Origin of the sequence: Thomasclavelia sp. (assembly GCF_047249845.1) — a bacterium.
Taxonomy (GTDB): Bacteria; Bacillota_I; Bacilli_A; order Erysipelotrichales; family Coprobacillaceae; genus Thomasclavelia.
Genome location: NZ_JBKTWO010000066.1, coordinates 1 through 12,931, shown reverse-complemented (window position 1 = coordinate 12,931; position 12,931 = coordinate 1). Strand labels below are relative to the sequence as shown.

The window sequence follows — 12,931 nt, the reverse complement described above, 5'->3', positions numbered from 1 at the left end:
TTTTTTAATCAAACAATTTTCCAAAGCCTCAACTCTTAGGAAAACTAAAACTGATGAGATTTATCTTTTTGAACTTAGCACCTTGCTTTAAATCTACAAAAATATTAATACTAAAATAAAAGATATTGAAGCTAAAATCATCAAAGAATATCGTCATATACATACAATCAAAGGAATTTCTGAAGTACCTGCTACGGGAATATATGCTGAATTTGGTGAAGTTCATAATTATATGAATCATAACCAGATACTTGCGTATGCAGGAATCATCCAGAAATGAGTTTGGACAAGATAATTTCAAAGGTCACATAGTAAAACATAGCCCTTCTCATCTTCGTCAAATTATCACGAATGTTGTAGATACTTTTGCATTAAACAATCCTGTTATATATGACTATCAATCAAAGAAGGAAAACACTGGCGAGTTGCACAGACTCATGTTGCCAGAAAACTTATCCGTATCATTTTTCATCTAGAAAAAAACGATATGGATTTTGATTTCAAATTATTAAAATAATAATCAACAGTTGTCGCTAATAATTTTTTTGGAGTTGAAAAACTCCTTTTTGGCGTTATTTGATATCTATATATAAATTTTTTATAAATCGCTTGATTTACAATAGTTAATCACCTCTAATCATTGTATATCATTTTTATTGTTATTTCCTTAGGTTTTGATAATATTTAAATAAAATAAAAAATTGTTGTAATTTTAGATATAGTTTTTATAAAGGATTATAAAAAGACAATGTATCAATCAAGTATATACTAATGATGCATTGTCTTTTAAATTATTTAGTCATGCAATTAATCATATCTAAAGCAAACTTTTTAGCATTTGCTAAATCATCTTCATCTGGATGTGACAGAGCCGCATCAAAATTATCAATATTAACTTGAAGCTGCTTATCATCAGGATGTTCTTTAATCATCTCAACATAGCGACTTCGAACAGTTAAAGGCATTTTTCCTTGACAAAAGAAATGGCCAATAATTTGATTGCTTGAACTTACTAAATTATCAAAACGTTTAGCCAAACTTTCGAAATATTTAGTAGATTGCCCAAACCCTGCAGTAGCAAAAAAAGCAATTTTTTGATTAGAAAGAGAATTAATAAAATCTTGAATTTTTTTACTGCATGTTCCTTTATCGATCCATGTTCCAATGAAAATCAAATCAACTGATTCAATATTTTTAGGGCTGCCAAAATAAACAATATCTTCATTTATGCAAGTGTCTTTAATACATGTGGCAATTTTTTTAGTATTACCAGTATTGCTATCAAATACTATTGCTATTTTCATAATTTCCTCCATTTCCGTCCGCCTATATTGGTAGGACACAAACATTTTATTAAAAAGAATTTCTCTCCAATCGTTTTTTGTAGTATCTCTATAAGAGAGGTGGTATACTACAGAGCACGTGGAGGTGAGTAAGCGATTCTACTCTTTATAGAATATCCTGAATATTTATAAGTCGCCATCAGTCTTTCAAGCACAAACAAATAGGACTTAGAGCCTGGACACTTAAGATTGTTTTTATCAACTTTAGTAATATTTCGCTGACTGACAGTCAATGCCGCTTCTCCTTTTTGAAAGGAGTTTTTTTTTGCTGAAAATCCACTGTTTCAATTGTGCTAGGCTGGAACTTCTCCCCCCAATAATGAAAGTGCAGGAAAGAAAAAAACAATTATACAGTTGAGTCAGTACTAGACTTTTTAAAATCACAGGGATTTGATGTAACATCAATTCAAGATATTCCTAAATAATATTCTGTTTTTTCTAAGTAAGACTGAACTTGTTTTTAAATTCGTCTTTTTTGTTTTTTCTCACGATTGGGTTTAATTATTTTTTACACTTATCACCTCTTTAATAGTATAACCCTATTATTTTAAATAATAAAGCATAATTGTTATATCATTAGCCAAGCTATGGTATACTATAACAAGTAGGTGAGTTAATGAATACTGCAATATTATTTGATTTAGATGGAACAATTTTAAATACTGATAAATTAATTAAAAAAACATTTATTAAAGTATTTGAGAAATATAAACCAGAATATATATTAAGTGAGGATGAGTTATTATCTTTTTTAGGACCATCACTAAAAGAATCTTTTTTAAAGTATTTTTCTAGTGAAAAAGTTGATGAGTTAATTGAATATTATCATGATTACAATCATAGTCATCATAAGGATTTTGTTTATGTTTATCCATCGGTGATTGAAACATTAGAATATTTAAAAAATAAAGATTATCCTCTTGCAATTGTTACAACTAAATTAAAGATAGCAGCTGATATAGGATTAAATACTTTTGATTTAAAAAAGTATTTTGATGTTGTGATTGGTTATGATGATGTTAGAACAACAAAACCCGATCCTGAAGGTATTTTAAAGGCAATGAAACTTTTAAAAGTGGAAAAGGCAATATACGTTGGTGATAATATTACAGATATTGAAGCTGGTAAGAATGCTGGAGTGAAGACAATAGCTGTAAAGTGGTCACCTAAGGGGTTTAAAAAACTTCAAGAGTTAAATCCGGATTTATTAGTTGATAAAATGATAGAAATAATCCCATATATAGAAGGAGTGTGTGAAGATGATTGATTTAATTATTATTGGAGCAGGACCAGCAGGATTAAGTGCTTGTTTATATGCCTCAAGAGCTGGTTTAGATGTAATGATGCTTGATGCAGGAGCACCTGGAGGAAAATTAAATGTTAGTGCAGAAATAGAAAATTGGCCTGGTCAGAAAAAGAAAACAGGACCTGAACTAGCATATGAGATGTATGAACATGCATTATCATTCGGGGGTAAACAGGAATATGGTGAAGTAACTAAAATTATTGATCATAACGATTTTAAAGAGGTTGTTACAAATGATAAATCTTACCAGGCTAAAGCTGTTTTAATTGCTACAGGGACAAAAGAAAGAAAAATGGGAATTCCACTGGAAGAAGAATTGACAGGCCATGGTGTATCTTATTGTGCTGTTTGTGATGGACCATTTTTTAAAGGTGAAGAAGTAGCGGTTGTTGGAGGTGGTAATTCGGCTTTAGAAGAGGCTGTTTATTTAACTAAATTTGTTAATCGTGTTCATTTAATTGTTCGTCGAGATGTTTTTAGAGCAGATAAAATTATTCAGGAACATGTTTTAAATAATGATAAAATTGAAATTCATTTCCTAAGAAAACCACATCATTTAATTGCTAAGGATAATAAGGTTGATAAATTAGCTATAGAGGATAGTAATACTGGTGAAATTAGTGAATTATCTGTAAAAGCGGTTTTTCCTTTTGTAGGCTTAGATCCAATTACTGAATTTGTAAAAGATTTAGATATTACAGACGAACATGGTTATATTATAACTGATGAAACAATGCAGACTAAGGTATCGGGTATTTATGCAGCTGGAGATGTACGTAAGAAAGTATTAAGACAAGTTGTTACAGCAACAAATGATGGTGCAATTGCTGGACAACAAATTGCTCATTATATAGAGAATCAAAGTTAGAAGTCATAGTCGACTTCTTTTTAGTTAATAGAAATTTTAGTTTGTTGTTACTATTTACAGTCGAGTAAATAAAGAACTAAAAAAAGTATTATGGATAAGAGTGTGTGTAAGATGGAGTTTCTTATGTTTTATCTTTTGAAGATTTATATGAGAAGAAATAATATAAATAAGATTTACTTTTTTAAAATAAGTAAATTTAAAATTTTTTAAAGCAGTTTTGCTTTTAAGAAAATATATTTTTCTATTATATTGTTTGAATTTTTTTATGTTGTTTTCTGTATAGTTATATTTTTATTTAATATAACTGCAGTAACACTTTTCAAATGAATTTGTTATCTTAAAAAGGAGAATATAATTTTTAATAATAAAGTTTTATAATTAAAAAATCAAAATATTTATTTAAAAAGTGTAAATATTTATACTATAAAAATGATATATTATAAATACAAGCTAAATGTAACCGGTATCATTAGAAGTTTTATAAAGGAGGGATTAATTAATAAATAATTTGTGTTGAAGTATTTTATGCTAAAAATACCATTTGTATTAGTCATAATAAATGTAAAAATATAAAATTTGAGATTAAACTCGTTATTAAGATACCTAAAAAAAGATTATTTATGCTTTTTAATTTAGGGCTTTTAGAATTTAAATAATTGTATAACAGTATTTTGTGGTAACAATAATATCTGTTTTAAGATGTAATAATAATATTCTATATTGACTCTTATTTTGAATTCATTTTCTCAAATTTTAACCATTTGTTTTTACATGAATATATTTTTAGATAAATATGTTATCAATAAACAGCAATTAAAAAAATAATTAAAATCTAATAAGTATTTTATCATTTAGACAAATAAAATTAAAAATAGTTAATTTATAATAATATCATATTATAATTAGAGGGAAGAAAAAATGAAAAAAATCAAAATATTAGGGAAAATATTTTTTCTGTTTGTAATCGTTGCATTAGTAATTCCTAGTAATGTACAAGCAGCAGAGATTTTTAAAAATAATATTGAAAAAAATTTAGCACTTAATAAACCAGTAGAAGGTAGCCCGGATATTTATATCCAGCCTGATAATCCTAGTAGATATGCAGTTGAAAATGCTGTTGATGGGGATAAAGATACTTTATGGGGGCCTGTTGGAAATTATCCCCAATCTGGCAATTTAATTATCAATTTAGAATCTGAACAAAAATATAATTGTATTAAGTTTTATGGTCGTACTAATGATACGGTAGCTAGAACTGACAAAATTGTTATTTTAGCAAGTAATGATAAAAGCTCGTGGGAAGAAATAGCATCTAAATCATGTACAGAAACCAATATGATTCTTTCTTTTGATGACCATGTTAGTCAATATGTGCAAATTAAAATGGTTCCTAAAGAAGGTAAAGCTATTCCTGCTATGGCAGAATTAGAAATATATTGGAATGATCCTAATGCGCCTCAAACTCTGGATACATTTACTCTTTCAGAGTATTCTTATGTGGATTTGGATAAAACTTTAACACTTGATAAAAATTGTATTGATGATTTAGGAAAAGTTATTCCAAATGAAAAAGTCAATTTCAAATTTGAAAGTAGTGATCCATCTATTGCCACGGTATCAAATGATGGAGTTGTAAAGGGAATATCAAAAGGGAAAGTAACAATTACTGCTACTGCTGAATCAAATGGAAGAAGCATAACAGTGAAAAAGAATATCTATAGTGGCTATATAACTCCAACTCCCCAAGGGGATAAAGAAGAACCTTCAGATGCACAATTAGATATGATGACAAACCGAAATTATGGTTTAATGATGCATTTTGGTATTAATACTTTTAATAATTTACAATGGTCAGATGGTACGATACCTGTAAATACTTATAATCCAGATGTTATTGATGCTGATCAATGGGCAAGAGTAGCTAGTGAAGCTGGTTTTACACATATTGTAGCAGTATCAATGCATCATGATGGATTCTGTATGTGGGATACTAAATATACTGATTATAAATGTACTAATCCTGAATCAGGAAATACTACTGATGTAATAAAAGCATTATCTAAAGCATGTGAAAAATATGGAATTAAATTAGGGTTATATTACTCACTTTGGAATCGTCATGAATCTTATTATAATGATGATTTAGTTTATGCAGAACATATGATGAACCAATTAAGAGAGTTACTTGGTGGAGAATATGGTGAAATAAGTGAAATCTGGTTAGATGGAGCATGGGATAAGTCTGCAGAACGCTGGTATTTACCAGAATTATATGACTGTATCAAATCATTACAACCAAATTGTCAAGTAGGAGTTAATCAAACTATTGGAGCGAAAAATGGTGCTATAACAGATCCTAGCAACTACAAAAAATATGAAAACATTAAATATTTCCCTACGGATTTTAAAACCTGGGATGGGAAAACAATTGCTGATTATGATGAACCAAAAATATTTACACATGATAAAGAAAATTACTATTTACCTTATGAAGAAACAGTATGTGTAAGAAATCCATTTGGAGGTTTCTCTTGGTTCTGGGATAATTCATATAATTCAGGAGATTTATATCCTGTAGAATCAATTCTACAAAGTAGAGAAAAACTTCACAGCCGTGGTAATGTCTTCTTACTAAATATGGGAATTGATAAAACTGGTCATATGGTAGAAGATGATATAGCTACAGTATATAAAGCTGCTGATCTAATGAATATTGCTAAAGGATCTGCAATTGGAGCTAATGAATTAGCTAGTGAGAAGGAAAAAGCTGAATTAAGACAATTAATTGATGAATGTCGTAATATAGAAGACAGTATTTATACAAAAGCAAGTATGAGAAGATTGCTTGATCAAGTAGATAGAGCAGAAGAAAAATTAGATGGGGATACAGATTTACGCAATGCTGATATTACAGCATGGAAGAATTTAATAATTAAAGAAAAAGATAAATTAGAATTAATTGAAGGAAATGCTAATCTAGCATTAGAAAAGGTTATTGTAGAAGCTTCTCCAAGACCATATGATAATAATTTTGTTCCTGAAAATGCTATTGATGGTGATGATATGACTTTATGGGGACCTGTTGATGGAGCAAACGAGTCTTATATTGTTATAGATCTTGGTAAACAACAAAAATTTAATAAAATTTGTATGGATGGAAGAACATCAGATACTGTAACTAGGGCAGATACTTATCAAATATTAGTTGGTACTCAACAAGACTCAGATGGAAAAATTAATTTTGAAACTGTTCTAAATGATGTTGCTTGTACTAGTGCCAAACAAACGATTAAATTTGAATCAGTAGAAGCACGTTATGTAAAAATTGTTATTAATTCAAAAACTGATAAAGTACCTGCGTATAAAGAAATTTCAGTATATAATAATGATACTCAGCAGGTAATTAATAAAGTAGCATTAAAAATAGCAGTAGAAATGGCTGATTCAGTAACTGAAGCAGATCTAAATAAGGTAGTACCGGCAGTAGTAACTGAATTCAAAGCAGCATTAGATGAAGCAAGGGTTATTTTAGCTAATAATAATGCAACACAAGCACAAGTAGATGAATCATTTGCAAGATTAGCAACAGCTATGCATATGTTGCAATTCTATAAAGGGGATAAAACTAAATTACAAGGTTTGGTAGATTCAACAGCTGATTTAGTAGAAGGAAACTATACTCAGGAAAGCTGGACATCATTACAAGATGCATTAAGTGAAGCAAATACAGTGTTAGATGATTTAAATGCGATGCAAGAAGAAGTAGATGAAGCATACAAAAATCTACAAGCAAAAATAGATGGTTTAGTAAAAATAGAAAAAGTAAATAAATCATTTTTAGAAGTAATAATAGATAAAGTATTGAGATTACAAGAAGATAGATATATCCCATCTACATGGCAAGCTATGTTACCAAAATTAGATAAAGCACAAGAAGTTTTAGGTAATGAAAAAGCAACACAAGAAGAAGTAGACAATGCATATGATGCATTAACAAGAGCATACTTGGGCTTAAGATTAAAGCCAAGTAAAGATTTATTGCAAGATTTAATCAACAAAGCTAATGGATTAAATAGTGCTAACTACAGTGCTGATACATGGGCAGTAGTAGCAGATAAAGTATTAAATGCAAACGCAATATTAAGTAATCCAGAAGCAACAGCAGAAGAAGTAGAAAATGCCATAAATGGATTAACAAAAGCAATGGCAGGATTAGAAGCTAATCCAACAAATCCATCAGTGGATAATGATGTTAGTCCTGTAAAATCAGGAGACAGTACAGTAAATGCAACAAAGACAGGAGATACAACAAATATGATGTATCCACTAGCAGGACTAGCAATTGCTGCTTTATGGTTATACGGAAATAAAAAAAGAAGAAAAGAGATTTAAAATATAAAAAATCAAAAGGTAACATTTTTATAAAGGTGTTACCTTTTAGGTATGATGGGTATGTCGTACATCTAGGGTAAAAGTTCACTTAGCAATTGCCAACTGCTAGTCAATATCAAGGGTGTCTATCATAAGGTAGGATCTGGAAGAAGGTGGAGGCAAAACTCCGGTCCGAGAACATAAATCATATCAGGTATCGTAATTTTATAAATAAAATAACTAGAACTGACTGACAAATTTGAGGTAATTGATAAGAATATTTATTGCTATTTTAAAAATTAATTGATTTTTATTAATGTAGTATGTAAAATTGTTTTGTAAGCGCTTAAAAAGAGCTTTTATAAAAGAAAGGAAGTGAATAAAAAGAAAAATTCTAATAAAAAATTAATTAAAAAAATGAAAGGGGAAAACATGAAAACATTAAAAAGGGTATTTTTTAGTATGCTTATAGCTGCACTTTTATTAAGTAATTTTTCATATAGTGTAGGTGTGCATGCTAGTGAGACAAACATTGCTTTAAATAAACCTGTTACTACATCAAGTGTGAGACCAGCTCGATCTGAATTAGTTGGTGCATTAGCAGTTGACGGTATTGATGATGATGAAAGTTCTCGTTGGAGTTCTAAAATGGCTACAGGTTTAGGTGAAAACGAAGGACCGTCAGAAGATGGAACAATAGAACAATGGATTACTGTTGATTTAAAAAATGTGTATGATTTATCTAGGGTTTATGTTTCTTGGGAAGGAGCATATGCGAAATCATATCAAATCCAAACTTCATTAGATGGGACAAATTTTACTGATATATACATAAATACTAATGCAAAGGGTGGAAAACAGACAATTGATAAGACTTCTTTTATCAATGATACTTCAGCTAAATATGTGCGAATTAAATGTAATGAACCAGTAAAAGGTAGCTGGGGTTATTCAATTTATGAGATTAAAATCAATGGTACACAAAAAGATAATGTAAATTTAGCTTTATCAAAAGATGTATCATATTCAGGTGTAGAAGGTGGAAAAGTTGGCGATAGCTGGAAATATCCACAATTTATAGGGGAAAAAGTTGTTGATGGTGATAGTACAACTAGATGGTCAGCAGATAAAATAGATAATCAATGGATTATCGTGGATTTAAAAGAAGTAGAAGTGTTATCACAAATAAATATTAACTTTTTTAGAGAACCATTGGAATATATAGTTGAAATTTCTAAAGATGGTAATGAATATACAACAATTTTAGATGTAAAAGATAATCCAATGACTAATATTGAAAATATGCGGCAGATTGTTTTTGATTCACAAGAAGTAAGATATATAAAGGTTAATCAAACAAAAATGTTCACTAACTCTAGTAATGGTAATAAATATGGAGGAAGCATATTTGAAATTGAAGCATATAAATATGCAATGATGGAACCGGAAATTGAAAGTTCTAAAATGGCACTTACAAAATTAGAATCTGAAGGATTTGAATTACCTGAAAGTTCAAATAAAAAAATTATTTTTCCAGAATCTATTACTAAGAATTTTGATGTTGAAATTTACGGATCAGATTATAAGTCAATTATTAATTTAGATGGCATTTATCATCAACCTTTAGTAGATAAAGATGTACATATTATGTATAAAATTACAAATAAAAATGATGAAAATGACATTGCAATAAGTAGTAATGATAATGTGATTCATGTTGATGGTAAGTATGAAAATAATGGAAAAAATAAATTTCCCAATGTAATTCCTACAATTCAAGAATGGCATGGAGAAAGTGGGAATTATTCTATTTCTAATGCTTCAAAAATAATTTATAATGATGCTAGTTTAGAGATACAGGCAAATATTTTATCTGGTTATCTAAATAAATTAGTAGGGATTGATACTGATGTAGAAAAAGGAACTAATCCTAAAAAAGGTGATATTTATCTTTCGTTAACTAATGATGATAAAGCAGCTGTTCTTGGTGATGAGGGATATATTATGACAGTTGAAGATTATGTCACTATAAACTCAACTACTGTAAAAGGTGTTTTTTATGGTGGGGTTTCTGTAGTACAAGCTTTATATTTAAATTCTGATGAATTACAAATTCCTAAAGGAATAGCGCATGATTATCCAAAGTATGAAGTACGTTCAATTGCTTTAGATGTTGCACGTTCTGAAATTAAGTTAGATTATATTAAAGAAATTACTGAAATGTTACCTTTATTTAAGGTTAACGAAATTGTTATGCATATTAATGATGATCGTGGAGATAAGATTGCTAATACAACAATTGGATCAGAACAAAACATTAAGCAAACAAAGGACTTATCATCATTTAGAATTGAAAATGATAAAAATATTGGAGGTCATGCATATCAAATTTCTAAAACTGACTATATTGAGTATCAATTAGAAGCAGCTAAATATGGAGTTAGTGTAGTTACTGAATTAGACACTCCTGCCCATAGTGCAGTATTTTCACTACTTCCAGAAATGCAAAATAATATGTATGATGTTCGTCATTTAAAAATATTAGATGATTCTTCAACTGATGTTAATAATGCTAGTTTACATCAGCCAACAATCGATTTTATAGATGAATTAACACAAGAGTTGATTGGTGATGCACCAGGTGATGCAGTGATTCAAACACCAATTTTCCATTTTGGAACAGATGAATACAAAGTAACACCAATCTATTCAGAAGCGATGCAGCAATATATTAATCATTATACAAACTATGTTCAAGATCGCGGATATGAAGCAAGAGCATGGGCATCTAGTGATGGAAGCTCTGGTTTTAAAGGATATGTTACACCACAAAATAAAGAAGTAACATACTATTTATGGGCCCCATACTGGTCAGATGTAAAAAAGACTGTTGCTAATGGAAATCCAATCATTAATTGTTCAGGTTCTTGGTTATATATTGTTCCAGGTGGAAACAATGGTTATAACAATTATTTAAATGTTGAAAAGCTGTATAATGAATGGAGCGTAAACGATATTACTACTACTCGAGGAAGTGGTGGTGCTGTGTTACCAGTATCACATCCACAATTAAAAGGGGCTTCAGTTGTATTATGGAATGATGATGGATTTTTATTAGATGGAGTAAGTGATTTTGATATCTTTGATCGATTAAAGTATGGTATTGCTATAATTGGAGAACGTACTTGGTATGGTGAAAAGACAGAAGATCAATCTTATGATGATTTTAAAACAGCTTACGAGTATTTACTAAAAACAGGTCCTAGTGCAACAAGTAATCCAGCTAGATATGTTCAAAGTAAGAGTGAATCAGTAGTTGATATTGATTTTGAAACTATTAATGATAATAAAGCAATAGATAATAGTGGAAATGGATATAATGGTATATTTAATTCTACTATTGCAAAGGGGATAAGCGGTAATTCTTTAGTATTAAATGAAGATTCTTATTTACAAATGCCATTTGATTCTATCGGCTTCCCGGCTACTGTATCATTTGATATATATGTTGATAAAGATACTCCAAAAGGGGCAACTTTATTTGAGGGAAAAGATGGTAAAATTAATCTTAATCAAAAGAATAAAGATGGTGAATATACAGGTAAATTAGGTTATGAACGTGACGGTTATACATATGTTTTTGACTATAATGTAGAAACAGAGAAATGGTTAAAAATCATGATAACTGCAGATATAAATGGAACTAACTTATATGTAAATGATAAGTTAATTAGTGTTGGAAAAAGAACTGAATTTGGAACATATGTAACAAAGAATCTATCAACATCTATGATCTTACCTACTGAAAAAATTGGGCATGGGATTATTGGGAAGTTAGATAATTTTAAAATTGTTAATGAATGTGTTAAAGTTCCAGGACCAGAAAACATTGCATGTACAGCAACAAATGCTGTTGCAAGTAATGTTTATAGTGATAGCTTTACAGGATTTAAAGCTATCGATAAATCATTAACTACACGTTGGGCAACAACTAATGATGTTACTAGTGCAACTTTAGAATTAACATTTGATGAAGAAGTATCAGTAAATCAAACTAGAATTGTAGAATATAAAGCAGCAAATAATTATATAACGAGTTATAATATTGAATACTGGGATGGTCAAAATTGGGTTGTTGGAAGTACTCATAATGTTGATAATTCTGAAAAAACTGCTGTTTCTGGAGTTACAAATGGATATGAATTTAGTGATAATTTTGATACTATTACAGCTTCAAAAATTAGGCTAAATATTACAAATGCTTCACGACCTTCAATTTTTGAATTTGAATTATTTTATAATGAAAATGAAGTAATAACTGTAGATAAAAGTGAATTAGAAAAAGTAATAAATGATGCTAATGAATGTAATCAAGATAACTATACCGTTAGTACTTATAATTCGATGATAGAAACACTAAAATACGCTAAAGAAATCTTTAATACTGATTATATTACCCAGTTACAAATCGATGAGGCTGCAAATGCTCTAAGTGAAGCTTTAAACAGCTTATTAGAAAGAGCAGATATTACAAAAGCCCAAGCTTTATTAGAAAATTATAAAGATTTAAATAGTCAATCATATAGTGAAGCTAGTTGGAAGGCATTTGAAGAAGCAAGACAAAATTTAAGTGATGCAATTAAAGATACAAGTGAATTATTACAAGAACAGTTAGATGAATTATGTGATAAGTTAATTGAAACATTTAAAGCATTAGAAAATATCACTAATAGCAAACAAGCTTTAGCAATTGCAATAAAAATGGCAGAAAAAGCAAGTTTAGAAAATGTTGTACCAGCAGTAGTAAAAGAATTCAATGCAGCATTAGAAAATGCAAAGGCTGTATATGATAATACTAGTGCTACACAAGTTGATGTCGATAATGCATTTGATCGTCTAGCTAAAGTAATGCAGATGTTAGAATTCTATAAAGGTGATAAGATTGCATTACAAAAGATGATGGATGAAATAGCTAACTTAACAGCAAATGATTATACAGAATCAACATGGAATGCGCTTCAAGCAGTATTACCAGGTGTAAAT

Annotated in this window: 6 protein-coding genes; 5 read left to right on the top strand and 1 reads right to left on the bottom strand. The window is 29.4% G+C overall.

Translation table 11 applies throughout. The features are described 5' to 3' along the window. Window positions 1-91 precede the first annotated feature (91 nt). A complete protein-coding gene (locus tag ACLR9T_RS12595) occupies window positions 92-280 on the top strand; it encodes a transposase (RefSeq protein WP_413109856.1) in 189 nt (62 codons plus the stop codon). Window positions 281-791: 511 nt separating this feature from the next. Here the strand turns inward: ACLR9T_RS12595 and bilS are convergent. After that, on the bottom strand, window positions 792-1,304 hold the full coding sequence (gene bilS / locus ACLR9T_RS12590) for a flavodoxin family protein BilS (protein ID WP_413109855.1): 513 nt from the start codon (window positions 1,302-1,304) through the stop codon (window positions 792-794). Window positions 1,305-1,959: 655 nt separating this feature from the next. On the opposite strand from bilS, the gene ppaX reads away from it, so the two are divergent. The 4 genes from ppaX to ACLR9T_RS12570 all read left to right on the top strand — a co-directional run. Continuing rightward, window positions 1,960-2,610: a pyrophosphatase PpaX gene (gene ppaX, locus ACLR9T_RS12585; protein WP_413109854.1), complete on the top strand. Its 651-nt coding sequence runs from the start codon at window positions 1,960-1,962 to the stop codon at window positions 2,608-2,610. Beyond that, window positions 2,603-3,517, top strand: coding sequence for a thioredoxin-disulfide reductase (gene trxB / locus ACLR9T_RS12580; protein ID WP_413109853.1), 915 nt, complete (start codon window positions 2,603-2,605; stop codon window positions 3,515-3,517). The genes ppaX and trxB overlap by 8 nt, the downstream gene beginning before the upstream one ends. A 918-nt stretch (window positions 3,518-4,435) precedes the next feature. Beyond that, a complete protein-coding gene (locus ACLR9T_RS12575) occupies window positions 4,436-7,909 on the top strand; it encodes an alpha-L-fucosidase (RefSeq protein ID WP_413109852.1) in 3,474 nt (1,157 codons plus the stop codon). Between the two features lie 411 nt (window positions 7,910-8,320). Further along, window positions 8,321-12,931, top strand: a 4,611-nt coding sequence (locus ACLR9T_RS12570) for a discoidin domain-containing protein (protein WP_413109851.1), incomplete at its 3' end; no start/stop codon positions are given.

Bases quoted from the DNA above. Each gene is read 5' to 3' on its own strand.
- trxB (WP_413109853.1), top strand. From the start codon at position 2,603: ATGATTGATTTAATTATTATTGGAGCAGGACCAGCAGGATTAAGTGCT.
- ACLR9T_RS12575 (WP_413109852.1), top strand. From the start codon at position 4,436: ATGAAAAAAATCAAAATATTAGGGAAAATATTTTTTCTGTTTGTAATC.
- ppaX (WP_413109854.1), top strand. From the start codon at position 1,960: ATGAATACTGCAATATTATTTGATTTAGATGGAACAATTTTAAATACT.
- bilS (WP_413109855.1), bottom strand. From the start codon at position 1,304: ATGAAAATAGCAATAGTATTTGATAGCAATACTGGTAATACTAAAAAA.